The sequence below is a fragment of the Leisingera sp. JC11 genome, from assembly GCF_040704725.1.
In the GTDB taxonomy this organism is placed as follows: Bacteria; Pseudomonadota; Alphaproteobacteria; order Rhodobacterales; family Rhodobacteraceae; genus Leisingera.
In genome coordinates, this window is the sequence record NZ_JBFCVS010000005.1 from 204,937 (window position 1) to 229,069 (window position 24,133).

The window sequence follows — 24,133 nt, forward strand, 5'->3', positions numbered from 1 at the left end:
CGATGCTGGCTGACCGGGGTCTGACCCTTCTATCACTGCTGACGGTGTTCAAGGGCCGTATTGCGCTGACCTGGGCGTTGACGCTGGGCGAGGCCGCCCTGACCGCGCTTGTTCCGCTGTTCATCGGCTTTGCCATCGACGGCCTGCTAGGCGAAAATCCCCGCGCCCTGTGGCATCTTGCGGGCCTGCTGGCCGCGCTGGTTGCGCTTGGCGTCACCCGCAGGCTCTATGATACCCGCGCCTATGGCACCATCCGCGTCGAACTGGGCAAGGCACAGGCGGCGCGATCCGCCGCCCTGCCGGTCTCAGCCCTGAACGCCCGGCTGGACATGGGGCGCGAGCTGGTGGATTTCCTGGAAGACACCCTGCCCTCCGCGATGGCCGCAGGCGTGCAATTCGCCGTCTCCATCACGGTGCTTTTTGCCTTTGCGCAGCAGCTGGCCCTCGCCGCCCTGGCTGCCGCCTTTGGCATGGCCGCCGTATATGCCCTCTTCCACCGCCGTTTCTTCCGCCTCAACGGCCAGCTCAACCAGCAGGCCGAGCGCCAGGTCGGCGTGCTGGAGAAACGGGCGCCGCAGGCTACGCTGGCCCATCTGCGGCGCCTGCGCCGCTTCGAGGTGCAACTCTCCGACGCCGAAGCCGTCCTCTATGGCGCGGTCTTCGCGCTGCTGCTGGCGCTGGTCCTGTTTAATCTCTGGTTCGCCGCCGCGATGATGACGGTCACCGCCGGTGCGGTGTTTTCGATTGTCGCCTACTCCTGGGATTTTGCGGAAGCCTCGCTAAGCCTGCCAGTCACCCTGCAAACCTGGTCGCGGCTTTCTGAGATCACGAACAGGCTGAACCGGGCGACTGTTCCCGGGAGCTCTCCTTAAACACGCCAATTCTACTTCAGCACACAAGCTTGGCGCTGCCCGATTCTGATCGATGCCTGCTTTTGACTTGATGCCTCAGCAGCTAGCACTCGCAGCGAAGTTCCGCTTTCCGACCTTCGGTTCTTGGGGCTCACTCTAGGCGCACAGTCTCCGAACGTCGCGTTTGCGCTGCGAGCGACCAGCCGCCCCTGCGGCTTTGCGGAAAACAGCAATGACTGCAAAGGGCTCTTACCGAATTTCTCCGCGACTGAACGTGAGTATGCGATCCACTTTTGCCGACGTCCGGATGGCGCAGTGGCGGATCGTGGTGGAAGGGAGAAAACATCAGGGCTTTTGAAAAACTGCCCGCCATTCCTGCTTGCTGCCCCGACTGGAACAAGGGATGCGTCGTCTGGCGAAAGCATCCCAGGAAGCCAAAAACATATTTGGGCAGACTGGGTTAGACTCGAAATCGCCAAAACCCATCGTGACCTGGCGCTATTCAATCGGGTTATCGATCGCAAACATCGCGGTTGCGATCTGGTGATGCTGAAAGTTTCAGATACCTTCGCCTCAGGCCAGGTTTAAGAAAGGGCTTCGAACATCCGGAGCATAACCGAAAGCCTGCTGCGTTTCGCAATCACCGGAGGTACTCGCAAATCAATCCGGCGATGGATGGAAGAGCCGCTGACGCTTGAAACGGAATATCTTTGTCTGGAGCGGTTTCACGAACGGCTTCATATTTCGACCGTCGCAAGGGACACCTTCGATTAGGCGAAGCAAGGTTGCGCACGCCTATCGAATGACTGGCAAACTTCGCTCCGTGCAACCGTCGCTCAGGCTAGCCACGAAGGACAGCATGTTTAGGCAGAAACTGGAACGAGTTCAGCGGCAAGATCCAGCACAAGACCGCTGACGGCCTCCCGGGCTTGATCCTGCGATTTCTTCCCGCGCAGCATTCGGGCTAGCGCAGACCCGCGGGCGGAGGCTTCCTGCACCAGCAGCAAAAACGCGATTTCCCGCAGCTGATGCATGGCCAGATCGGCCTCATCCTCCCTCAGCAGCCCTTCAAGCTCTGCAGGTGCCGCGCACGCGGCCAGAAGGCACTTCAGGGCAGGCCCGTGCTTTGATGCCTCGGCCCGGACAATGCAGATGTCTGTCATCTCCGCCATTTCGGTCAGAAACATCTCAACCGGCATGCGTGCGGTCTGCCTTGAGTAACCGGCCTGCCGCGCGACTTGCAGTTCCCGCTGTGCCGGATCATAGGACATCTCCAGCCCATCGATGGACACATCCGTCTCAACCAAATGACCTAAGCGCTTGCGCAGGCTGAGAGCTTCCGCAAAGATCACCAGTTGCTGAAGGCCGGCCAGCGGCAGATCACAGGAAATACGCTGGATGCCGCTGCGGCTGGCGTGCTTTAAATTGAGCGCGAGCCGGGCACCGCCATCCTCCCGCGCCTCCATCAAAAAAATCTTAGCAGGCATGACGCGCGTTATATGAAAGGCTGCCGGAGCTTCAAGCTGCGTCCGGCAGTTCCGGCGATGCTAGGCGGTCATGCGCCGAAGGCGGCGCATGGAAGGGACGCATCTGCAAAGATATCACCTGTGGCCCTTCCGGTATTGTTCAGGGTGCCCGGAACTGAAGTGTTTAATACGGGGAACCGCTTGGCTAATCATTGATGGATCGGTGGTTTGTTGCGCGCCTGCAAGCCAATAAGCTCTGCGGACCAGTCAGTTTCCGGGATCGAAATAACGTTGACAATCAGTCCTTGCCACGACCCGGAGGATTTGACGAAAAACTCGCCCCTGGCAGTGTCAGCATTCAAGACGCGAGTATTTTGACTGAATAGCTAGAAGGTCATTTCCCCAATACTTTCTGAGTTTCAGATCGGCACGCGGTCCATCATTCCCGGGCCTAAAGGCACAGTGACATGCGGCAAAGTTATTCTTCAAAAAGCCGCCCCAGGATCTGCCGGGCAGTTTCCCGATATTTGACTTGCTGTCCGGTACTCATTCTGTCCCAGGTGCGGTAGACCTGACGCAGACGCGGGTTTTCGCGCAGCTTGTCCGCGTTGCGTGCCAGGAAGTCCCAATAGAGCGGATTGAACGGGCAAGCCCCAGCACCGGTCTTGCGTTTCACCTCATAGATACAGCCCGCGCAATGGTCCGACATCTTATTGATGTAATTGCCGCTGGCAGCATAGGGTTTTGATCCCAGAAGGCCGCCATCGGCGAACTGGCTCATCCCGATCACGTTGGGTGCCTCAACCCATTCATAGGCATCGGCATAAACCGCCAGATACCATTCATGCACCTCGCGCGGGTCGACGCCCGCCAGCATGGCGAAGTTGCCGGTCACCATCAGGCGCTGAATGTGGTGCGCATACGCCTCGTCCCGGGTCTGGGCGATGGCAGCCGCAAGGCAGGCCATATCCGTCTCGCCGGTCCAGTAGAAGCCGGGCAGCGGGCGGGAGGCCTCAAAGAAGTTCTGTGCTGTGTATCCCGGCATATTGAGCCAATAGATCCCGCGCACAAATTCGCGCCAGCCGATGATCTGGCGAATGAAGCCTTCGGCCGCATTGAGCGGCGCGTGCCCCTCGTAAAAGGCCCGTTCCACCCGGCGGCAGACCTCCAGCGGTTCCAAAAGCCCAGCGTTGATATATTGCGATAGGACCGAATGATAGAGAAACCGCTCCCCCTCCAGCATCGCGTCCTGATAGTCTCCGAAACCTGGCAGAGCCAGCTTTACGAAATTCTCCAAAGCCTGCAGCGCGCCGTCCCGGGTGACCGCAAACCAGAACGGCCGCAGGGAGCCGAAATGGTTGCCGAACCGGGCTTCGACCAGCTCCAGCACTTCCTCCGTGATGGCATCCGGGCGGGTTTCCAGCGGGCGCGGCAGGAACAGCCCGCCCTCGGCTGACTTGCGGTTTTCGTGGTCGAAATTCCACTTGCCGCCCACGGGCAGACCGCCGGCCATCAGCAGCCCGGTTTCGCGGCGCATCTCGCGGTAGAAATACTCCATGCGCAGCTGCTTGCGCCCCTCCGCCCAGGTGCGGAACCGCTCATGGGAACAGAGAAAGCGGCTGTCCTGCCGCATGTCCAAAGCGGCGCCCGCCTCTTCCGCCCAGTCAAGAAGCGCGGACTTGAGCCTGTATTCGCCGGGTTCGGTGACCACCACGCGGGCCGTCGGATGCTCCGCGCGCAGCCGGTCGATTTCGCCGGTCAGGCTGCCGGAGTTTTCTGGGTCGTCCAATTGCACATAGCGTACCTGCCAACCGTTCGCCTGCAGCTCCAGGGCAAAGTGGCGCATGGCTGAGAAAAGAAAGGCGATCTTCTTCTTGTGGTGCTGGACATAACCGGCCTCCTCCGCAACTTCCGCCATCAGAACGATATCACGTGACCGGTCAGCCTGTTGAAGAGAGGCGATATTCCGACTGAGCTGATCGCCCAGAATAAGGATAAGGTTGCGTTCGCCGGATTCATCGTCACAGGTGGGCATCGGATGTCACCTTCAGGGTTTAACTGGCAGGCCGCATGGTGGCGACCAGTTCCGCAACCTTGAGGCCGAATTTGCGCATTTCGGACTTGTTCATGATCACCCCGTCAGCGGTCAGGTACAGCCAATCGGTGGCTTTCAGGGTGTGCCCGCCGGCGCTTTCGGGCAGGATGATTTTATATTGGAGCTGCACCGTTGAGCCGGACACGATGCCCTGAGCCTCCCCCACCAGGTCATCGGCTGTGGCGGTGAATGTGTTGCCGGGGCCAAGGGTCAGGAACCACTTGCGGTTTTGGGTGACGCCGTTGGAATAGGTGAACTCTTCGCTCAGCGTGCCGGTGCTGCCGTCCCATTCGCCCACCATCCTGGCGGTAAAGCTGTTGGCCATCTTACCGGTAGGGCCAAAGATCACGCCTTCGGACAGGATCTCACCGGACAGGTGTTCGGTCAGGATGAACTGCGGACCGGTGTCCGCATAATCCTGCGGCGACTGGAAGCGGAAGCTGAACAGGTAGGTTTTCGCGATCATCACAAGCACGATGAGGGCGAGGACGAGGGTCAGGAGTTTCATGCGGTTGCTCTTTCTGATGGCAGGGTCAGGGCAAAGGCGAAGGCAGCGGTTTTCAGAACGCAGGGCAGGACGGCATAGGCCAGGGCAAGGGCGCTGAGCGCCTGCTGGCTGTTGTCCGTTCCGGGCCGGAAGCCCTGCTGCTCCAGCAGCGGCAGCGCCAGGGCGGCGGCCAGCGCTAGCGCCAGCTTGCCGGCAAAGGACCAGATGCCGAAGGCGGCGGAGGCGTTGAGGCCCGCGCGGGTCAACGCGATGCTGAACATGGCGGGCAGCAGCACCATGTCGGCGCCCAGTGTGGCGCCCGAGACCGCGCAGATCACCGCAAAGCCCAGCAGGCTGCCCGGTCCCAGGACAGCAGCGCCTGCAAAACTGGCAATGGCCAGCGGCATGGCGATCAGCAATGTCTGTTTCGGTCCGATCCGCTGGCTGAGGCTCGCCCACAGCGGCACGCTGAGTCCGGCGCAGAGGAAAAACAGCACCAGCAATGGCCCGGCATAGCCCGGAAGCAGCAACCGGTCCTCGACAAAAAACAGGAATAGGGTGGAGGTCAGCGCCACCGGCAGACTGTTGAGCACCGCCAAGCACAGGAGGCGCAGCGCGCCAGCCTGTGTCAGGGCCATCGCCGACAGCGGCTGGCCGGTGACTGCCGGACGCATCCAGACCGGCCGGGTTGCAGCCGCGGTGAACAGGGCAAAGCCTCCCAGCACAAGGCCAAAGGCCGCATAGCCTTGACCCGCGGCTCCAAGCGCCACCAGAACGCCGGGTGCGATGGCGGCAAAGATCACACCGCTCAGCATGCCCGCTTCGCGGAAGGCCGCCAGCGTCAGCAGTTCACGCGGGGCAGCGCGTTTGGTTAAAGTGGCGCTGCGGCCATAGAGCAGGATCATGCCCAGGCTGTAGGCCGAGAACAGCAGCAGCAGGATCAGCACAAGCTTAGGCACCACCAGGGGGCCTGCCGTCAGGCCGAACAGCAGCGGAAAGCCTATTGCCAGACCACCCGCTGCCATCAGCGCGAACCAAAGCTGCGCCCCGGGCCAGCGGTCGATGGCCCAGCCGATCAGCGGGTCCTGCAACAGGTCGAACAGGCGGATCCCCAACAGGATGCCGCCAAGCGCCCCCAGGCCGATCCCCAAATTCACCGAGGCAAACTGCGGCAGGTGGATGTAGAGAGGGATTCCCGCCGAGGCGAGCATCATCGCATAGAGGCTGACTCGGGGATACAGCATCATTAGCCCAGAAGCGCGCGGGTGAATCGGGCGGAGCGGGTGTTTTCGCCCACAAAGATCGACATGAAGCTGCGCTTGATACCCGCTTGGTTCAGCGTGCAGGCGGTGCGTCCATTGCGCAGAAACCTGACCCGGTCCGGACCCTGGCTCACGGCCAGATAACGGTCGCCGGGGGAGACGCCTTTGAAACAGGCCTCGAACCGGGTGCGGCCGGGCGCGGAATACCCAAGGCGCCGCATCTCGCGCAGCGTTGCGTCGACCAAGTCATCCTGGCTCAGTTTTCGCTGATAGGTCAGTTCGATTCCGAAATCCTGCGACCAGTCCAAAGGCGCGGCACCCTTGGTGAAGAGCCGGGCCTGGTAAACTGGCAGGCCAAGCAGCCGGAACGTCGCCGCGCCACGCTGTTCGGCCCCCGGCAGCAGGGATTGAACCGGAGAGGCAAAGCCGACCGCTGGGACTGCTAGCAGGCAGAGGGTCAGGAGCAGCCTACGCATGAGCGAGCTCCACCTGCACAACATTGGTGTGGCCGATGGCAAAGGAGGCGGCGCAGATCTCCAGGTAATACTGCCAGTTGCGGAAGAAGGCCTCGCCATATCCCAGATCCATGATCCGGCGCTTCTGCGCGGCCAGACGACGCGCCCAGATCCGGCAGGTGCGGGCATAATCCTGGCCGAAGGCGAAACTGTCCGCGACATGCAGACCGGCGGTTTTTGCCTGCTGCGCAATCACTTGATCGGACAGCAGCATGCCACCGGGAAAGACATACTGGCGTATGTAGTCGGAGGAGATCCGGTAGGTCGGGAAGAAGTCATCCCGCACCGTGATCGCCTGCAGCAGCACCCGTCCGCCTTCGGCAAGGCTGCTTTTGAGCTTGGCGAAATAGCTGGGCCAATACCGCTCGCCCACGGCCTCGATCATCTCGATGGAGACGATGCTGGAGAACTTGCCCTCGATATCGCGGTAGTCGCGCAGCTGGATGTCGGCGCGCCCGTCTAGGCGGCTTTCGGCATAGCTGTGCTGGTTGCGCGAGATGGTAACGCCAGTCACATCGCGGCCTTCGGCGCTGGCTTGTTCCGCAAAGCCGCCCCAGCCGCAGCCGATCTCCAGCACCCGCTCGCCGTCCCCCAGACGCGACAGGATGCGGGCGTTCTTGCGGGTTTGCGCCTGGGCAAGATCGTCGCCCTCCGGGCCAAACAGCCCCGAGGAATAGGTCATGCCGTCATCCAGCCACAGCTGGTAAAATTCATTGCCGACATCATAATGGGCGCGGATATTCTTGCGGGCGCCGCGTTTGGAATTCGCCCGCAGCAGGGTGTCGACAATGCGGAACTTGGCGCGGTTCAGCGGGCTGGCCTGGTCGTAGCTGCCCAGATGCTCGCGGTTGCGCATTGCCAGCTGCATCAGCCCGTCGACCGACGGCGTGTCCCACAGGCCCTGCACATAGGCCTCGCCCAGCCCGACCTGGCCGTGCGCCGCCATTGCGGAGACTGCGGCCCAGTCGTTGATCTGCATTTCCGCCTCGGGGCCACGGTCGCCGAATTCGTAGCGCGCGCCATCCGGGGTGCGCAGCGTCAGTCGGCCCTCACGCAGTCGCGCGCAGACCGTCAGAAATTCCGACTGAAGGGCTTTGTCCGTGAATGCCATGATCTGTTCCTTTGGCCGGGTAAGGGGTGAGAGAATTCATCATGCGGACAATCCGCATGGCGCTGGCGATGCCGTCTTCGTGAAAGCCGTGGCGGTTGTAGGCGCCCGCGAACCAGGTGTTGTTCTGCCCCTGTATCGCCCGGATCTGGCGCTGGGCGTGAAGGGCCGCCTTGTCGAAAACCGGGTGAGAAAACTTCACCCGGTCATAGACCTTGTCCGCAGGGATGGGCCGGGACGGGTTCAGGGTCACGAACAGCGGATCGCTTTCCGGAATGCTTTGCAGCCGGTTCATCCAGTAGGTGACCCCGACGCCGCCGTCCTGGCTGCGGTAGGCCCAGCTGGACCAGCAGCTGCGCCGTCTGGGCATCTGGCCTTCATCGCAGTGCAGAACTGCCGTGTTCGGCTGATAACGGATTGCCCCCAGTGCCGCGGCCTCGGCAGGTGTGACATCTGCCCCCAGAATGACCAGCGCCTGATCGGAGTGGCAGGCGAGGATGATGTCTTCGAACAGGCGCGCGTCTTCGCCCTCTGCCCGCACCGAAACACCGCCCGCCTGCCGGGTGACGTGCCGGATGGGGCTGCCGGTGCGGATCTCGCAGCCGCGGGCAATCAGCGCCGCCTCCAGGCGGCGGACGTATTCGACGCTGCCGCCCTTGACCGTCCACCACTGATGCTTGCCGGTGCCCGCCAGCAGCGCGTGGTTGCGGAAGAAGCGGACCAGCGATTTTGCCGGAAAGGCATCGACGTCGCTGACCGGTGTCGACCAGATCGCGCCGCACATCGGCATCAGGTAGTGGTTGCGGAACCAGCTGCCGAGGCCCAGCTCATCAACCAATTCGCCGATGGTCTTGTCATCATCGGTGGCGGCGGCCTCGGCCCGTTTGCCGAAGCGCACGATATCGGCCACCATCTTGTGGAACTGCGGGCGCATCAGATTGCGCTTCTGAGCCGCCAGCATGCGCAGGCTTTTCAGCCCGTATTCCAGGCGGCCGTCGTCTATGCTGGCGCAAAAGCTCATCTCGCTTTTGATCACAGGCACATCCAGCTCGCGGAACAGCCGCGTGAGGTAGGGGTAGGTGACATAATTGAAGACAATGAATCCAGTATCCACCGGCTGATCGCCGTTCTTTCCGGCCAGAACGGTGCGCGCATGTCCCCCCAGCCGGGGGGCGGCTTCAAACAGTGTGACGTCATGGCTGCCAGCCAGATAATACGCCGCGGACAGCCCGGAAATACCGCCTCCCACGATGGCAATCTTGCGGCGCGGCCCCTGAGTTTGATCCAGCATGCGTCGGTTTTCCCTTGCTGTTGTTTGGAGCGGATACGCCGCAGGCAAGAATGCGGATCACTTCTTTCCCGATAAAACTGTGCTTGCGGGTGATCCGGGGGGACTGCGGCTGCGTAATCGGTGCATGATCGAACATATTGCAGCACAGACTTTTCACGCGCGCCGGGGGCGGCTGAAGAACGCCTTCCGTTACGGCGTGGACTACATTCTGACCGACATGACTGATGGCGCGCCGCCGCTGCTGTCGCGCAACCGCTTCAACCTGTTCTCGATCCATGACCGCCGCCACGGCGGCCCCCGCGGCAACGGGCGCGGCGTTGCCTGGTTTCGCGAGGAGCTGGAGCGGCGCGGGTTTCCCTTGGAGGGCACACAGCTGCTGCTGCTGACACAGCCAAGTTTCCTGTGGTTCCATTTCAACCCGGTCAGCTTCTGGATCGCGGTCAAGGATGGCAGCCCTCGTGCCTTCATTGCCGAGGTGAACAACACCTTCGGCCACCGCCACTGTTATTTCGCGGCCCATCCTGATTTCCGCCCGGTCCAGCGCAGCGAGGTGATCGAAGCGGAGAAGCTGATGCATGTCTCCCCGTTTCAGCAGGTGGCCGGGCGCTACCGATTCAATTTCGAGATGACAGAGCGCGCCTTCAACATCCGGATTTCCTACACCAACGGACGCGAGGGCGTGCTGGCGACGCTGAATGGTCTCCGCCGCCCGGTGACCACCGGCGGTCTGCTGCGGACTGCCCTGCGCAGGCCGCTGGGCGCCGCCCGCGTGGTGGCGCTGATCTATTGGCAGGCGCTCAAGCTCTGGATCAAGCGCGCACCGTTTCTGAAGAAGCCGGAACCGCCGGAACCGCTGATTTCCGACAGCTCGACATTTTCGGGGGGCAAAGCGTGACGCAGTTTGCAGGCAAGACCTTCTGGCTGGTCGGGGCGAGCCACGGGCTGGGGCGCGAAGTTGCCCGGCAGCTGGACCAGTCTGGCGCCAGGCTGGTCTTGTCGGCGCGGTCAGAGGATGCGCTGGACGCGTTGGCACATGAGCTGCGCCGGGCAAAGCCGGTGCCTGTGGATGTCACCGATATGGACTCTGTCAGAAAGGCCGCCCGTCTTGCCGGGCCGCTGGATGGCGTCGTCTACAACGCAGGCGCCTATGAGCCGATGCGCACCCAGGACTGGGACAGCAGCGCGGTGCTGGGGATGAGCGATGTGAACTTCACCGGCGCGCTGCGGGTTCTCGGGCAAGTGGTGCCCGGATTCGTCAAGGCGGGCCGGGGCGATATCACGCTGGTCGGTTCCCTGGCCGGATACCGCGGGCTGCCCGCATCCATCGGCTATGGCGCCAGCAAGGCGGCGCTGATCAGCCTTGCGGAAACCATGCGGCATGATCTGAAGGACAGCGGCGTCACCGTGCGCATGGTCAACCCGGGGTTCATCAAAACCCGGCTGACGGACAAGAACAGCTTTCAGATGCCGCAGCTGATGGACCCGGAGGACGCTGCCGGACATGTGGTTGCGGCGATGCAATCGCGCCGGTTACGAACGGATTTCCCCCGTCCTTTTTCCTACGCGATCAAGGCGTTTAACCTTCTGCCCGATTGGCTGGTTTACCGCGGCAAGTAAGGCCGGCAGCCCGTTGCCGCCGTGGTCAAATCCGGAACAAGGGCTGCAGCAGACGCGGCATGAACGCCTTGAAACGCAGCGGCGCATCGGTGGCGGCCAGGCAAATGCAGGGATCGCCGGCATCCGCAACCGGTGTGTGCTCCAGGGTTTCATCGCCGATTTCGACATCCCCGACACCAAACCGCCCGGTCTCGTCGCTGAAACTGCCCTGCAGCACCAGGGTCAGCTCCAGGCCGTTGTGGCTGTGATCCGGCACCGCCTGACCTGCAGGAATGTACAGCAGCCGGGCAGAGCCGAAGTCATCCTCGAATAGGATGTTTTGCTTGACCCCCATGCCCAGCGTTTTCCAGCGCGGCGGCTGACCTTTCAGGGACTGCATCACCGGCCCCGGGTAGATCCCCTTGGAGTCATAGACCGGCTCCGGCGCTGCAGGCCGATCCAGCTGCGCCATCAGGTTTGATTTCGCATCCAGCGACATTGCCACGCCGGCGGTCTCCTCCAGCAGCGCACCGCCGACGGCCTGATGCGCGCCAAGTGCTGCCTGGCAGTCGCGGCACAGCGACAGGTGGCTGGCGACAACCATCGAAAAGGCGTGCGGCAGGCTGCCCGCCGCATAGGCCGCGATCATCGGATCGGGGATGTGATGTGTGATTGCAGGCATTCAACGCAATCCTTTTAGTTCCTTGCGCAGCCGCCCCAGGCCAAGGCGGATACGCGACTTTACGGTTCCCAAGGGCAAGCCCGTCTGGGTGCTGATCTCCTGGTGGGTCAGATCGCCGATATAAGCCTTTTCGATCATCTCCTTCTGATCGGGTTGCAGTTGCTCGATCGCCTGTTTCAAGTGCAGGGTCTCCTGCTCCAGAGCCAGGATCTGGCTGGCGTCGGGCTCGGTTCCAGGAGCCTCTCCCAGCTCATCGGGAACGGGGCGGTTTTCCTTGCGGACGATATCGATATGGCGGTTGCGGGCGATCTGGTAGATCCAGGCCGACGCCTGCGCCTTGTGCGGATCGAACATCGCCGCCTTGCGCCAGATCGTCAGCATGACGTCCTGGACAATCTCCTCTGCCAGCGCCGGCCGCGCGCCGCAGCGAATGACAAACCCCTTCAGGCGCGGTGCCAGGTAGTCGAACATTTCACCGAACGCCGCGCGGTCCCGTTGATTGCGCACAGCGAGCAGCCAGACGGTGAGCTGCGAATAGGTTTGCTCTCTTGACACTACTGCTTTGCCCTCAGGGGATGCCCGAAGCACGGTGTTTTTATCGGGCGGCCTGTCCAAATTTAGTGTCAGCATAGTCCGGTTACGGACCGGTGTGGAAGTTGGATCATGGGCAACCGCTATTTTTTGCGCCGCTAGGAAGTCCCGCCAAATGGCTAGGGCGCTAAGAACTGATCCAAGTCCGGTTGCGGGCCGTAACACATAAGACCCCCGGCAAGAAAGAGACCAGACATGCAGAATATTATTGTCAGCGGCGGGTCCGGAGCAATAGGTTCAGCCTTCGTGAGTGAACTGGCTCGGAAGTACCCGCAAGCCAGCATCCACAGCCTGTCCCGCAGCCCGGCTGCCCAAGCCCCTGCCGGCGTTCACCCGGTTAAGGTGGATTATTTTGACGAGGAAAGCTTGCAAGCTGCTGCTGAGCAGATCGCCGGGAAAGGGGCCGTTGAATTGGTAGTCCTGGCGGGCGGCATTTTGCATCAAGGGCCAATCACGCCGGAAAAGTCGCTAAGAGACGTAAGTGCTGAGAAACTTCTGGCGCTATTCTCGGCCAACACGGTCGCTCCGGCCCTGGCCGCAAAGCATTTTCTGCCTTTGCTGCCGAGTGACAGGCGCGCAGTCTTTGTTGCCCTTTCCGCCCGCGTTGGCAGCATTACAGACAACCGCCTTGGCGGCTGGTATTCCTATCGGGCGTCCAAGGCGGCGCTCAACATGATAATCCGAAATGCCGCAATCGAAATACGCCGCAAATATCCGCAGGCCATTGCCGCGGGGCTGCATCCGGGCACCGTGGACAGCAAGCTGTCACTCCCGTTTCAACGGAACCTCGCCTCCGGGCAGTTGTTTTCGCCACAATCTTCCGTCACCCGGATGATCTCTGTGATCGAAAGGCTGAAACCCTCTGACAGCGGGCGCTGCATAGCCTGGGACGGCAGCCGCATCGAACCCTGAACAGGGTTCTGGTACAGGGAGGCGCCAGTGCAAGCCGCTCCCTGTAGAGTATTGAAGGCACCTGTCCGAATCTAGCGCCGACAGGCAGACGCAATACCCCTTGCTTGCTCTCTCAGGGCAAATTTCTGGATTTCGCCGGTCGAGGTTCTTGGGGGGCTCCGTAAAGAAGAACCTGGCCGAAGCCTTGTTGGGCGCAAGATGGTCACGGCGCCAGTTTCGGAGCTATTTTGAACCGATCCTAGGTTTGCACCCGGCACTGGTCACTGTGCTCTAAAATTTTTCGACAATTGGATTGAAGGATCACACAGGCCAACCCGAGGGCGAAAGATCTTGGGGCGATGCCCCCCCCAGCAGGCGCAGAGGTTTCTCGCCGCGCATGACCAGATCAATACTTGCTACTGCCCCCGCCGAAACCGGTTCTCCGCCATCTCATAGCGCTACTCCTGAGCTGGTGCTTTCGCACTTTTGGAACGGCTATGGCTGTCGGGAATGGCGGCCTGACAGGCTGGATGGGCCACGCTGTTCAATTTGGTCAAAACAAGTTGGCATTCCTTCTAGCATTGTTGATCTTGGTGATAACTGAAGTATTGCAAATATTGCGTTCGGGACTGTGAATGACAGCTTTCGCAGATGGAAGGGCCGTACCAGCAGATGCAGTGAATTCACACTTCCCGCCCTTTGCGAGGAATGGCAGTGCTGGCAACCGCTGAGCTCTCGCTACTGCAGCGAATGTCCGGAAAGTCCTGCGACGCAGTCACTCCTGCTGAGGAAATGCTGCGCTGAGAGTCAGCGGCAGGTTTGACGGGCCGCGCAGCAGCATTTCCTACGCTCGTCGCACGGCAGGAACGGGCCGTTCGGCCAGCTTAGGAAAATTGCAGCTTCCCCTGATGTTGCAAGTGTTTTCGGCTGACAACGGCTCTTTGCCAACAGTCCGCGAGATCCTTTCCGTTTCAGCGCCGTCAGCAAAAGGTCAGGTTCGCCCCTTGGCTGCACCTAATCGCCGCGGGCCCCGCCTTTTCTTAACCGTCTGCTGGTACAGCGCGCCGGTACAAGTGCCATGTTGAATGCCCCAGCACCGGCAATGTAATCAGAAGCCCGACAAAGACCGGAAGCATCGACACGAACAGCACCACCGCGATCAATGCCGCCCATTTCATCATCGCCTTCCGGTTTTGGCGCACCACTTCAAGGCTGGCAATCATTGCCGTCACGAAATCCACGTCCCGGTCAAGCAGCATCGGCAAGCTGACGACAGTGACCGAAAACAGCGCAAGTGCAATCAACGCGCCGACAACAGTTCCGACCGCCAGCATGGCTAGCCCCTGCCCCGAAAGCAGCATGCCGGCCGTTTCCTGCCCGATCCCGGACTGTGAGAAGAATATTGCGAAGATTCCGCGCGCAAGAACCACCCAGAAACCAAAGACGATCAGCACCGTCACGGCCATTGCTGAGAGCTGGCCATTGCCCCGGCCACGCAGCGCCCCCAGGACAGCTGGCCAGCTTACGCTTTCTCCCGCTTCACGGCGCCGGCTGACCTCGTAAATCCCGATGGCTGCAAATGGCGCGAACAACGGAAAGCCGGCGGCTGCGGCGATGAACCAGAGGAGCTGCCCTTTCGACACCAAGCCAAAGTAGAGCGCAATCCCGCCCAGCATGTAGAAAAGGGCAAAGAAAAGACCGTAAACCGGCATCGCCTTGAAATCGGCCCAGCCTGCCTTGATTGCCGCACGCAGATCCTGCCACTCGAGGTCCACCGCAACGTTAACCGGCTCGGGTCCTGCGGTTTCGGAAATGTTCATGACAAACCTCCCTTTGCATCATCTTTCGCTCCCTGAGGGCAAAATCTTGAGACGCCCAAAGATAATATAGCACATTGCGCGCGATCGCGTAGAAAGGAGGTCAGCCGGTCGGACTGCCGCTCAGCGGGTGGCAGCGCGCACTGCGAATTAACACCGTTTGGACCGGCCAAACCGCAGCGGCAGCGGCCGGCAGCAATGTCCGCGCTTTGGTCAATCGGTGCCCTTCAAACGCTGCGGGATCCAGCAACGTCCGGTTCAGTGAAGCTGCGGGGCGGCATCGGTGCCCAAAGTAATTGTCCGGTTAAGGCCGAGCTTGCCCGCGGGAACGCTGCAACCAACGCGACATTGCCAGGGGTGTCTTGTGCGTGAAGCAGCCGTAGAGAACTTTGAAGTACGGTGCCTTCCGCGCGTAGCTGCTGATCCTGACTGGCCAGCCTTCCTTTTCCGCAAATGGTGATCGCGGACGAGACCGCGATCACTTGCACAGAAGTCAGCCGCGCCTCCGCTCTAGCGTGCCCGGCATTTTCCGTTTGATTGGCCCGCCTGCCCTCCGGAAGACACGAGGTCTTCCGAAGTGAAAATCAGGGAAGGCTTCGCCATTGGCGGAACAGGAGGCGCGAACGGGGATGTTGGAGACACGAAAAAGGAAAGGTTCTGTCGAAAATGGCAAAACTATGTGTCGCCCGACAATTTGGAAAGTGGCGGACCGAGGAGGATTCGAACCCCCGACCCCTTGATTCGTAGTCAAGTACTCTATCCAGCTGAGCTATCGGTCCACTGCGGCGGGGTTTACTCATACTGCCACAAGGCCGCAACCCCAAAAGATGCTGCGTTCAAAGATTCTTGCCCTGCATCCGCCATCAAAGCGTGCCTGGGTCAGAACCAGCAGCATTCTACCCGGTGCTCTCTCCCCGCCTGTCTGGGGGCCCGGTACCAAAACCTCTAGCAAAGGCGGTGACTGCGGGCACCCCAAACCGCCGGAAAATGTGGTATTGTCAGTGAAGCATTCTTCTTCCGGCTGCAAAAAACACCGGAACGGCAACACGTCTAGGCAAGGGAGGCGGCGGATGCCTGAGAGCCAGTCAGCAGTATTCCGGCTCCGGCCGCTGGAACCGGGTGACTTCACCCAAATGGCAGGCTGGTTCGAAAATGTGGCTGACCTAGCCCGTTTTGACCGTTCCGCCAGGGCGCCGTTCAATGCCACGCGCGTGCAAGCCACTTGGGAGCCGGCCGCGGATGCGGCGATAAACCCCACCAAGTGCTGGTTCGCCATCAATGCAGAATCTGGCGAGCTATGCGGAGTTTCCGGTTTGGAGAGCATTTCAGCCGTGAACCGTGATGCCGTTATCGCGCTGTTCATTGACGAACACTGGCGCAGGCAAGGCATCGGAATCCGGTCAATGGCGCTGGTTCTGGACTTTGCCTTCCGCCAGATCGGGCTAAATCGCGTTACATCCTTCTACCGGGCCGACAACACGCGCAGCCAGCAGATGACGTCACGCGCCGGATTTACCACTGAAGGCAGGATGAGGGAAGCATGGTTCGCTGAAGGCCGGTACTACGACATGGTCAGCGTCGGGCTTTTACGCCGTGAATGGGAGACCCGGCGCAAGACACTGGCAGGGGACCTGGATGCGGCCTGCAGCGCCAGTTTCCGCGGCGCCGCCGTTTCTGGCTGGGCCTGGCCGCCCGGCCCGCAGGATCCGCCAGAAGGCTGAGCATAGTCAGCCTGCCCGGCACCGCACGGCACCGATCCGGGCCGCAGCCGGTTTCAGCCATTCTCACAGGAGGAGGACAGCTTGTGAGCGGCCAAGACAAGACATCGACGGTCCGGCGGCAGCTTGGAGCGGTGCTGTTTGCCGACGTGGTCGGCTATGCGCGGCTGATGGGCAATGATGAAATTGATACCTACAGCGCCCTCAAATCGCTCTTGGAGCAGCTCGAAGCGGCTTGCCAGGCGCATGACGGACAAGTCGTTGCAGTCCGCGGTGATGGCGTCCTGGCCTTGTTCGAGACGGCCACCGACGCTGTGAAATTCGGTGTCGAGTTGCACCGGATCGCGGAGCAGAACAACAACTCCCGGGCGGAAGACCAGCAGTTGCGGTTCCGCGCCGGCGTGCACATGGGCGAAATCCTGATCGACGACCGCGGCATTCACGGCGACAACGTCAACATAGCCGCCCGTTTGCAGGAAATCGCTGAGCCGGGCCGCGTGTATGTCAGTGCCTCCGTTTATGAGCAGATCCGCAACCGGCTGCGCTTTGGCTTCGAATTTCTGGGCCCGCAGCGGCTCAAGAACATTTCCGAACCGGTTCCGGTCTATTGCGTCCGCAGCGAGATCGAGGGGGCGGCGATGGCTGCCACCCTGCGCCCGGCAAACCAGCCCGCTCTCCCGCAACAGCCGGACATCCCTTCTGTTGCCGTTCTGCCATTTGCAAGCCTGGGCGGGGACCAATCCGACAGCTGGTTTGCGGACGGGCTGACCGAAGACATCATCCTGAACCTGTCCAAGTTCAAGAATCTCTTTGTCATCGCACGAAACTCCGCCTTCTTCTTCAAGGCGCGTTCCATGCCGCCGCAGGAAGCCGCGCGCGAATTGGGAGTGCGCTATGTAGCGCGGGGAAGCGTCCGGCGGGCGGCGTCCCGTATCCGGATCGCCATTGAGCTGATCGACGCGGACTCCGGCCGTACCATTTGGGGCGAGCGTTACGACCGGGATATCGATGACATCTTTGCCATCCAGGATGAAGTCACCGACGCCATTGTCGCTGCTACCGCCGTGCTGATCGAAGCGCAGGAGCGCAAGCGGATGTCGCAAGCGGCGCCTGCCGACCTTGCCGCCTATGGCTATGTTCTGCGCGGGCAGCAGTACATCTTCCGCTACACGCGGCAAGACAATCACGAAGCGCAAACGCTATACGAAAGGGCCTTGGCCCGGGATCAGGACTATGCCCGGGCATCGGCGGCTATCTCCCGAACGATGAATATCGATTGGCGGTATTCCTGGGCCAAGGATGCGGACCACGCGCTGGATACGGCCCTGGCGTTTGCGCAAAGAGCGGTGGAACTGGACCCGACAGACGCCCGCGGCTTTGGCGAATTGGGCTTCGTTCACCTGTACCGCAAGGAGCACGATGCCGCGATCGGCGCCTACCAGCGCGCCCTTGCGCTCAACCCGAATGACGCCGATCTGCTGTCTGACTACGCTGATGCGCTGGCACACTCCGGCGACAATGAAACCGCGATCAGCAACCTGAAGCAGGCCATGCGGCTCAACCCCTACTTCCCGGATCAGTATCTGTGGCACCTGGGCGGCGCCTATTACAATCTCAAGGAATATGATGCGGTGATCGACACGCTGACGAAGATGAACAACCCGACCGAGGGTCAGCGCATGCTGGCCGCCAGTTATGCCCAACTCGGCAAGATGGAACTGGCGCGGGACATGGCCGCGCAGCACCGCGAGGCCCACCCGAATTTCTCACTGGACCGCTGGGCCAAGGTGCAGCCCGACCGTCTGGTCGAAGACACGCAGCATTTTGTTGAAGGGTTGAAGAAGGCGGGGTTCTGAAACGGAGCGGCGGCGGAGGGTGTTCATCCCCGCCAGCGCTCTTCTGCCATTCTCGTATCAGCCGGTTCAGTCGCCGGAGCCGCGCGCCTTTGCTCCGCTGACCTTGGCACCGCTTACCTTCGCGCCGCTGACTTTTGCTCCGCTGACTTTAGCACCTCTGACCTTTGCGCCACTGACACCGGGACCGCCGCCAAAATAGACATCCAGCAGAACTTGCTCGAACATTCCGGTCATCAGATCCATGCGGATCGTGTAATCGGCCTTGTCGTATTCCCAGACTCTAATGTCATCGGACATCTGGAAATCCGCCGCCGCAACGCCGGATACCGACGGCTCCAGCGGAGCTCTTGCAAATGCCCCGCTCTTTGCGAAGGCTTTCTCGCCTTTGCCATGCACCAGAAGTATTATTGGCTCCGGCAGTTGAAAAAACTCACCTTCGTAAGAGAACCCGTAGATGCGGGCGAACCTGGGAGATCTCTTGTCCTGAAGCTGCTTGGCCAGAAGCCCGTTGGCGCCCCGCCTATCCCCGCGTTTTACATCCCTGATTTTCAGGTCTTCAACCTGTCGTCCGAACAGTAACACTTCTGAAAAACTGAGTAACGTTTCTGCCACCTTACTCACTCCTGTGGCTATGGAACCAAACACCAGAAGATCTTTTTGCAGCGGTCCTGGCAGCAAACTGCAACTGCCAGTTTCCACAAAACTCTCCCTCAGGATGAAAGTATCACAAAATGGAAAAAATTCACAGCCAATACGCAGCCTAACCGTCCGGCACCCGTGTCCGCACGGAATGGGCATGGCTGTCCTCGCCTGCATCACCCAGACGCGGCCCGGCCTGAACCAGGCCGATGCCACGCATCCTGAAGTTGCCCTCGATGATCGAGTGAAACGCACCGCCGGTTGATTTGCGGTCGACCAGCAGCAGCGCCTGCTCCACCGCCGCATAGGTCAGGGTTTCTGCATCCAGCATGCTCCACGCCGCTGCCAGATAAGAGCCCAGGATATCCCTCGCTTCCAGCAGCGCCACGCGGAATCCTTCAGGATCAGCATCATAGCGGGTATCGAACAGGGCCTGCATAACCTCGCCATAATAGGGGCTTTCTTCCAGCTGGTCGGACAGATCCTCCATTTCCGGCGTGATCAGGTCATGAACCAGCAACCGCTCATGGAAGATGTCTACCAGGATGTCGAACATCGCCCCGGTCAAGGGTTCCGACAGCGCGTGCTCGCTGCTCCAGCCACGTGCAAAATCCTGAAGTGTACGGGTATTCGCCGCCATTCGGATTTGCGCGTTCCCGGCAAGTTCTGCAAAGCGGTTCAGCTGGTTGAAGGTGTAAAGATTGCCCTTGGTGTTTTCCAGCAGCTCCTCAACCACCGAACCGAAATGCAGGGAGGCAATCAGCGCAACCATGTCCGCCGCGGACTCGTGAAAACCGTAATATTCGCCAGGGACTTCATCGGAAACAGGCATTCCCGCGACGCTGTAGATAATGGCATGGCCGATCTCATGGGCGACCACGTCGAAGTTCAGGCTGTAGGCGCGGTACTCTCCGCCGTGTTCGCTGGTGCCGCCGGTCTCAAGAAACCCCCATCCGATATGGGCGTTATCGAGGCTTGGCAGCAGCGACAGTTCTAGCCGGTCGTAATCGCGGGCGAAATGCCACGGGATCTCATGGCCGAAATAGGCCTCCCACACATCCAGGGTGAAATGCGCCGCAGCAAACAAATGCGCGGCTTCGAAACCCGGATCAAAAGGCCGGATATGAAGGAAATGACCATCGTCATCCGGCTCCGGCGGCGCATGCAGCTCTCCCTGCCAGGGCGGCAGATACATGCCCGGCCCGGCAGGCCCCTGCACAATCGCGCCATAGGGGATCACCTTGCCCAGCGCATTGACTGTATACATCCGCGGTCCCGACGGCCCCGGGCCAATCGTGCCCGGCGGCGCGGAAATCTCGACCAGCTCCAGCACCGGATCTTCAGTTCTGAACGGCGATTGCGGAAACAGCAGGAACCGCGTTCCCGGAGCTTCCTCAGCCGCCTCGTTTGGATCGTCCATAGGGCCTCCAATCCTGCGGAGGTTTCACCCGTCTTGTCCTGCCTCGTCCCTGCCGCCCGGCGCGGGCCGTGTTTTGCACCCCTGATGATACATGAATTCACGCCGGATCAGCTCAAAGAATTCTTCTACCCCGATCCCGATGGCCGCGGCATGGGCCTCCACATCATCCGGAATTTCCTGTTGCAGGCAGTTTCCGAAATACCAGGCCGTCATTCGCAACCGTTCCGCCTGTTGCATGGGGCCGTCTCGCTGCGCATGCCCGTCGATCTGCATATGCTTTGCATCGGCCCGTGCTTTCAGCGCGGCAAAATCGCCTGAAAATCGGAGCTCCGCCAGAAGGTAGGGCCCCAGCTCATCCTGCACACTGCTTACAGCCGCGGCGGTTTGGGCCGCCTCACCCAGGTCCGCCTCATATTGCGCAGCTGTCAGACCGTTGGCCTGCAGCCACGCCTGCAGGTCCTTGCTGCGTAACAGGTTATGCGCCTGCCGGTGGCTGTTGAGCTGTGCCAGCGTGGCTTCGCGCCCGGCCTGCGCACCTGACCTGCGCGCCTCTTGCAGCGCCAGAAAACGCAGCACCGCGCGGTCCTGGAATGCGGCAAAGCGCTCCGGTTCGAGCCGCAATTCGTCCAGCACCCGCCGGTCCGTATCCTGCAGACTGCGGTCCTGCGCTTCGGCCCGGCGCACAAGTCCTTGCCAGGCCAGCGTGTGCTCCATCACGCCACGCGCTTGGGTGGCATCCCTCCCCTCAGCGCTAAGAAACGTGGCCATCCGTGCCAGCATCTCTTGCGCGTCATCGCGTTTGGCATCCACCGCCCCCGTCTTCAGCCATGCCGAAAACCGGTCCAGCCAGGACGCCTCGGAAATATCCGCCAGTATCTGCTTCCAGGTCCGCTGCTGATAGAACCGCGCCTTGGCGGCCTCCAGGACCGCCGCCGCCTGCGCTGCGTCCAGAACCGCGCTGCTGACCGCGCGCTCCACCGTCGCGCGGATCGAAACCATCGGTTCGCTCAGCGGTGCATAACCCAATTCGGCAGGACCATGCAGAACAGCGACCTCGTCATCGTCGATGATCATGCCTGACGCATAGGAATCGTAAATCCGGCCAACGCCAATCATGCCAAACCCGGACAGCTCTGCCGCCCGCAAGGCCCCCATGCTGGCACTTCCGAAAACGGCGATCCCCTGCTCCATCGCCCAGAGGATTTCCTTGTGCCAGACTGAGGGCACCCCGTCGAAATAGCCGTCGATCAGCCCGATGGCGTTGGCGCCCCGGCGGGCCGCCTGATAGATATCTCCCTGACCGGCAGGCGGCAGAACGATGGCACCCGGCAGCAAGGCTTGCACGCCCTCCGCTGCGATCGTCGGCCCGGCAAACACCACCGCTGTCAAACGCTTGCCTCCGCTGCCTTGTTTGCCCGCTCGCCAGCAACGAAATCAGGATCGTCATGCGGTGCTTCCAACCCCGGGATCACCGCGCGCACCACGGATATTCCCAAACCGGGGCGCGACAGATCGACGGCCAGAACCTGCCCCATTCCAGCCGCTTCCAGCTGGTTCAGCAGCCAGGCCTGATCCTCTTCGAAAGACGCAGAGGAAAAAGACGGGCAATCCTTAAACCGGGCGGCCGCCCTGGTGCGGGAGAGCAGGCGGCGGACGTAATGCGCGCGCTCTGCCGCGGCAGAAGGGGTGAATTCGTCCGGGTCCAGATCATCGCGCGCTCCGGAGATATAGGTCAGCCGGGTCTGCGCTGCCTCCGTCAGCGCCCGCAGCAAGGCAATTCCCCGGTCCGGATGGCAGCCGCTGCCAATGCCGATATGGCCGGGACGGCTGCCTGCGTCGCAGATCATGCAATGAAACGCCGGGACGCCGATGTCGGAGGTGATGTTCCATACCCCGGCCTCAAGCCCGGCCGCGGCAAACCGGTCCAACGCTGCCCGGCAGCGGGGATCATCAATGGTGACCGGGTCAACCCGCGGGCCTGGCGGGGCGTGGTGCCACAGAGTGATCGCATCCCGTTCGATCAACTCGCAAACCGCGTGGCAGGCGGCCTCCGCCAGGCTGTTGCCAGACGCCAGCCCGTTGGTGGTGCGCGGGAACGCTCCCTGACCACCATTGGGTGGGGCGGTATAATCGGTGTCCACCATTTCATAGGGCAGCCAATGCTGCCTGCCGGTTGCCAGGTCGGTGCCTTCAATCCACAGCATCCGGCGTTGCGGGTTAAAACTGGCGCCGGTCACACGCGGCAGCCGCCCCACATCTGCAACCAGCGCCTCCCTCTGCAGATCGTGGAAGCTGGCTGATCTCAGCGGCAGGGTGATCCGCTCCGCATGCCAGGACTCGATGGCCTCCATCACGCCGGAGGCCTGGGCCGCTTCCAGAGTCAGCCCCTTTCCTAGAGATACGGAAACAGACCGGGAATTGGGGCGCGTGACCATAACCGTGGGCAGTCCGACCCTGTCCAGCCCGGTCAGATTGGCAATCCGGGTGATGCCCATGTCCGCCAAAAGCGGACCCACGGCAGCCAGCGTCTGCGCTGGATCACACAGCCGGTGAGTGTCGTGCAGATAGCCTTTCTTCTGTGCCTTGGGCATCTGGCTGGCCTCACTGTCATGACCGCCACGGGACGCCCGCCACGGCCAGACGGCAGCGGACGGACATGCCCAAAGGATGGCCGGCCGCGGACTGGCGGTCAATAACATGGCAGCCCCATGGACACCGCCCAGCGCCTTTTACGTCTACTGCTGCGGCTGGAAATCGAAAACCGGGACAAAACTTGCCGGCGCTAGGGTCTGATCCAGCAGGTCCTCCGTTAATGTGCTGCGGTCGAATATTCTGATGGCTGGTCCTGCATGTTTGACAAGCAGACTGCCTTCTATTGCTCGCACTGCCATTTCAACCGCCAGCCGACCCTGCAGCACGGGAAAATCCGTCGGCGCAGCAATGATGCGGTCGCGTAGAACCCCGCGGTAGACCGCATGGGTCATATAGTCTGACACGACCTGAACCTGTCCCTGCAATCCTCGGGCACGCAGCACCGACACCGCGGCCTCTGCAGCGGGCGCAGACCCGGCGATGTAATCCAGGTCCGGCACCTCATCCAGCGCTTCTTCGACCAGCCGCACCTGGATTTCGCGTCCGGTATCGCCGTATTTAGTCACTGCAATCACGGCAGAGCTTTCCGCAAGCGCGGCCCGGAAGCCTTGCTCGACAAAGGTAACCCAGCCCGCATTCTCAGGACCCGGAAACCAGGCAACCTTGACCGCAGGAGTGCCCATGGGGTGGCGCGCGGCAATGATCCTGCCCGCCTCGGCGCCCATTTCCGTCCAGGACACCCCCACCTTGGCGGTGACACCGGCATCAGAAATATCATTTATTGCCGCAATCACCGGAACAGAGGCCGAAATCCGTTCCACCGTGCTGGTGAGCCCGGTAAAAGATACGGTGCCAAGGATCAGCGCGTCGGCCCCTTCGGCAACACATGCCTCTGTCTGCTGAATTTGCCGCTGCAGGTTGGGATAACCGCCAGCTTCGACCAGCTTGAACGACACCCCCAGCCGGGCCGCTTCTGCCACCATCCCGTAGTTCACACTCAGCCAGTAGGCGTCCTTCAAGTGCGGATAGGCGACGCACAGCCGCCATTCCTGCGCTGCCTGTTCGAGCGGAGTGTATTCCACGGCCTCCAGCCCGCTGCCGTAGTCAAAGGCGGTCCGCGGCACCTGCACCTGCCAGCTGTCCGCAGCTGCTGGCGTGCTGAAACACGTGAATAGCAGTAGCCAGAATGCGCGCATGAAGACCCCTTTTCCCGGCACGGAGGATAGGCAGCGGGGCGTAAAAGGGAAATTCAAATT

22 protein-coding genes and 1 tRNA gene are annotated in these 24,133 nt (G+C 61.4%); 7 read left to right on the forward strand and 16 right to left on the reverse strand.

Going from position 1 to position 24,133, the window contains the following annotated elements; all coding sequences use genetic code 11:
- Positions 1-2: 2 nt before the first annotated feature.
- Positions 3-872: an ABC transporter six-transmembrane domain-containing protein gene (locus AB1A62_RS07825; RefSeq protein WP_366660953.1), complete on the forward strand. Its 870-nt coding sequence runs from the start codon at positions 3-5 to the stop codon at positions 870-872.
- Between the two features lie 294 nt (positions 873-1,166).
- Positions 1,167-1,439 (forward strand): integrase, encoded by a 273-nt coding sequence (locus AB1A62_RS07830; protein ID WP_366660954.1) that lies wholly within the window; start codon positions 1,167-1,169, stop codon positions 1,437-1,439.
- A gap of 275 nt (positions 1,440-1,714) precedes the next feature.
- Here the strand turns inward: AB1A62_RS07830 and AB1A62_RS07835 are convergent, their stop codons facing one another.
- From AB1A62_RS07835 to AB1A62_RS07865, 7 genes are all read right to left on the reverse strand, one after another.
- Positions 1,715-2,317, reverse strand: a complete 603-nt coding sequence (locus AB1A62_RS07835; protein ID WP_366660955.1) for a hypothetical protein — start codon at positions 2,315-2,317, stop codon at positions 1,715-1,717.
- A 478-nt stretch (positions 2,318-2,795) separates the two neighbouring features.
- Complete coding sequence (locus tag AB1A62_RS07840) at positions 2,796-4,352, reverse strand: cryptochrome/photolyase family protein (protein ID WP_366660956.1); 1,557 nt, start codon at positions 4,350-4,352, stop codon at positions 2,796-2,798.
- Positions 4,353-4,371: 19 nt separating this feature from the next.
- Positions 4,372-4,920: a DUF3833 family protein gene (locus AB1A62_RS07845; RefSeq protein ID WP_366660957.1), complete on the reverse strand. Its 549-nt coding sequence runs from the start codon at positions 4,918-4,920 to the stop codon at positions 4,372-4,374.
- The gene (locus tag AB1A62_RS07850) at positions 4,917-6,143 is read right to left on the reverse strand and encodes an MFS transporter (RefSeq protein ID WP_366660958.1); all 1,227 of its coding nucleotides are present in this window, start codon (positions 6,141-6,143) and stop codon (positions 4,917-4,919) included. Before AB1A62_RS07850 ends, AB1A62_RS07845 begins: the two co-directional genes overlap by 4 nt.
- Before the next feature lie 2 nt (positions 6,144-6,145).
- Positions 6,146-6,637, reverse strand: a complete 492-nt coding sequence (locus AB1A62_RS07855) for a hypothetical protein (RefSeq protein WP_366660959.1) — start codon at positions 6,635-6,637, stop codon at positions 6,146-6,148.
- Positions 6,630-7,787, reverse strand: coding sequence for a cyclopropane-fatty-acyl-phospholipid synthase family protein (locus tag AB1A62_RS07860; protein WP_366660960.1), 1,158 nt, complete (start codon positions 7,785-7,787; stop codon positions 6,630-6,632). Before AB1A62_RS07860 ends, AB1A62_RS07855 begins: the two co-directional genes overlap by 8 nt.
- The gene (locus tag AB1A62_RS07865; protein ID WP_366660961.1) at positions 7,726-9,075 is read right to left on the reverse strand and encodes an FAD-dependent oxidoreductase; all 1,350 of its coding nucleotides are present in this window, start codon (positions 9,073-9,075) and stop codon (positions 7,726-7,728) included. Before AB1A62_RS07865 ends, AB1A62_RS07860 begins: the two co-directional genes overlap by 62 nt.
- A 124-nt stretch (positions 9,076-9,199) precedes the next feature.
- On the opposite strand from AB1A62_RS07865, the gene AB1A62_RS07870 reads away from it, so the two are divergent.
- On the forward strand, positions 9,200-9,970 hold the full coding sequence (locus AB1A62_RS07870) for a DUF1365 domain-containing protein (protein ID WP_366660962.1): 771 nt from the start codon (positions 9,200-9,202) through the stop codon (positions 9,968-9,970).
- A complete protein-coding gene (locus tag AB1A62_RS07875; RefSeq protein WP_366660963.1) occupies positions 9,967-10,692 on the forward strand; it encodes an SDR family NAD(P)-dependent oxidoreductase in 726 nt (241 codons plus the stop codon). The genes AB1A62_RS07870 and AB1A62_RS07875 overlap by 4 nt, the downstream gene beginning before the upstream one ends.
- 25 nt (positions 10,693-10,717) lie before the next feature.
- On the opposite strand, the gene AB1A62_RS07880 is transcribed toward AB1A62_RS07875, so the two are convergent.
- Positions 10,718-11,353, reverse strand: coding sequence for a ChrR family anti-sigma-E factor (locus tag AB1A62_RS07880; RefSeq protein ID WP_366660964.1), 636 nt, complete (start codon positions 11,351-11,353; stop codon positions 10,718-10,720).
- The gene (locus tag AB1A62_RS07885; protein ID WP_366661010.1) at positions 11,354-11,908 is read right to left on the reverse strand and encodes a sigma-70 family RNA polymerase sigma factor; all 555 of its coding nucleotides are present in this window, start codon (positions 11,906-11,908) and stop codon (positions 11,354-11,356) included.
- 231 nt (positions 11,909-12,139) lie between these two features.
- On the opposite strand from AB1A62_RS07885, the gene AB1A62_RS07890 reads away from it, so the two are divergent.
- Complete coding sequence (locus AB1A62_RS07890) at positions 12,140-12,856, forward strand: SDR family NAD(P)-dependent oxidoreductase (protein WP_366660965.1); 717 nt, start codon at positions 12,140-12,142, stop codon at positions 12,854-12,856.
- Positions 12,857-13,875: 1,019 nt separating this feature from the next.
- Here the strand turns inward: AB1A62_RS07890 and AB1A62_RS07895 are convergent.
- Together AB1A62_RS07895 and AB1A62_RS07900 are read right to left on the reverse strand one after the other, a co-directional pair.
- The gene (locus AB1A62_RS07895) at positions 13,876-14,655 is read right to left on the reverse strand and encodes a DUF2189 domain-containing protein (RefSeq protein ID WP_366660966.1); all 780 of its coding nucleotides are present in this window, start codon (positions 14,653-14,655) and stop codon (positions 13,876-13,878) included.
- A 699-nt stretch (positions 14,656-15,354) separates the two neighbouring features.
- Positions 15,355-15,431, reverse strand: a tRNA-Arg gene (locus tag AB1A62_RS07900).
- Positions 15,432-15,722: 291 nt separating this feature from the next.
- Between AB1A62_RS07900 and AB1A62_RS07905 the strand changes: the two genes are divergently transcribed.
- Together AB1A62_RS07905 and AB1A62_RS07910 are read left to right on the forward strand one after the other, a co-directional pair.
- Entirely contained in the window at positions 15,723-16,373 is a 651-nt protein-coding gene (locus AB1A62_RS07905; protein ID WP_366660967.1) for a GNAT family protein, read from the forward strand.
- A gap of 83 nt (positions 16,374-16,456) precedes the next feature.
- Positions 16,457-18,226, forward strand: coding sequence for an adenylate/guanylate cyclase domain-containing protein (locus AB1A62_RS07910; RefSeq protein ID WP_366660968.1), 1,770 nt, complete (start codon positions 16,457-16,459; stop codon positions 18,224-18,226).
- Between the two features lie 66 nt (positions 18,227-18,292).
- On the opposite strand, the gene AB1A62_RS07915 is transcribed toward AB1A62_RS07910, so the two are convergent.
- The 5 genes from AB1A62_RS07915 to torT all read right to left on the reverse strand — a co-directional run bounded on the left by AB1A62_RS07915 (position 18,293) and on the right by torT (position 24,073).
- Complete coding sequence (locus AB1A62_RS07915; RefSeq protein WP_366660969.1) at positions 18,293-18,925, reverse strand: hypothetical protein; 633 nt, start codon at positions 18,923-18,925, stop codon at positions 18,293-18,295.
- A gap of 61 nt (positions 18,926-18,986) precedes the next feature.
- Positions 18,987-20,285, reverse strand: coding sequence for a hypothetical protein (locus tag AB1A62_RS07920; protein WP_366660970.1), 1,299 nt, complete (start codon positions 20,283-20,285; stop codon positions 18,987-18,989).
- Positions 20,286-20,309: 24 nt separating this feature from the next.
- Positions 20,310-21,665, reverse strand: a complete 1,356-nt coding sequence (locus AB1A62_RS07925) for a TfuA-like protein (protein WP_366661011.1) — start codon at positions 21,663-21,665, stop codon at positions 20,310-20,312.
- A 5-nt stretch (positions 21,666-21,670) separates the two neighbouring features.
- Entirely contained in the window at positions 21,671-22,876 is a 1,206-nt protein-coding gene (locus AB1A62_RS07930) for a YcaO-like family protein (RefSeq protein ID WP_366660971.1), read from the reverse strand.
- 144 nt (positions 22,877-23,020) lie between these two features.
- Positions 23,021-24,073: a TMAO reductase system periplasmic protein TorT gene (gene torT / locus AB1A62_RS07935; protein ID WP_366660972.1), complete on the reverse strand. Its 1,053-nt coding sequence runs from the start codon at positions 24,071-24,073 to the stop codon at positions 23,021-23,023.
- Positions 24,074-24,133 lie beyond the last annotated feature (60 nt).

Coding starts and splice junctions, on each gene's coding strand:
- AB1A62_RS07825 (WP_366660953.1), top strand. CDS start 3: ATGCTGGCTGACCGGGGTCTGACCCTTCTATCACTGCTGACGGTGTTC.
- AB1A62_RS07835 (WP_366660955.1), bottom strand. CDS start 2,317: ATGGAGGCGCGGGAGGATGGCGGTGCCCGGCTCGCGCTCAATTTAAAG.
- AB1A62_RS07840 (WP_366660956.1), bottom strand. CDS start 4,352: ATGCCCACCTGTGACGATGAATCCGGCGAACGCAACCTTATCCTTATT.
- AB1A62_RS07845 (WP_366660957.1), bottom strand. CDS start 4,920: ATGAAACTCCTGACCCTCGTCCTCGCCCTCATCGTGCTTGTGATGATC.
- AB1A62_RS07850 (WP_366660958.1), bottom strand. CDS start 6,143: ATGCTGTATCCCCGAGTCAGCCTCTATGCGATGATGCTCGCCTCGGCG.
- AB1A62_RS07855 (WP_366660959.1), bottom strand. CDS start 6,637: ATGCGTAGGCTGCTCCTGACCCTCTGCCTGCTAGCAGTCCCAGCGGTC.
- AB1A62_RS07860 (WP_366660960.1), bottom strand. CDS start 7,787: ATGGCATTCACGGACAAAGCCCTTCAGTCGGAATTTCTGACGGTCTGC.
- AB1A62_RS07865 (WP_366660961.1), bottom strand. CDS start 9,075: ATGCTGGATCAAACTCAGGGGCCGCGCCGCAAGATTGCCATCGTGGGA.
- AB1A62_RS07870 (WP_366660962.1), top strand. CDS start 9,200: ATGATCGAACATATTGCAGCACAGACTTTTCACGCGCGCCGGGGGCGG.
- AB1A62_RS07880 (WP_366660964.1), bottom strand. CDS start 11,353: ATGCCTGCAATCACACATCACATCCCCGATCCGATGATCGCGGCCTAT.
- AB1A62_RS07890 (WP_366660965.1), top strand. CDS start 12,140: ATGCAGAATATTATTGTCAGCGGCGGGTCCGGAGCAATAGGTTCAGCC.
- AB1A62_RS07895 (WP_366660966.1), bottom strand. CDS start 14,655: ATGAACATTTCCGAAACCGCAGGACCCGAGCCGGTTAACGTTGCGGTG.
- AB1A62_RS07905 (WP_366660967.1), top strand. CDS start 15,723: ATGCCTGAGAGCCAGTCAGCAGTATTCCGGCTCCGGCCGCTGGAACCG.
- AB1A62_RS07920 (WP_366660970.1), bottom strand. CDS start 20,285: ATGGACGATCCAAACGAGGCGGCTGAGGAAGCTCCGGGAACGCGGTTC.
- AB1A62_RS07930 (WP_366660971.1), bottom strand. CDS start 22,876: ATGCCCAAGGCACAGAAGAAAGGCTATCTGCACGACACTCACCGGCTG.
- torT (WP_366660972.1), bottom strand. CDS start 24,073: ATGCGCGCATTCTGGCTACTGCTATTCACGTGTTTCAGCACGCCAGCA.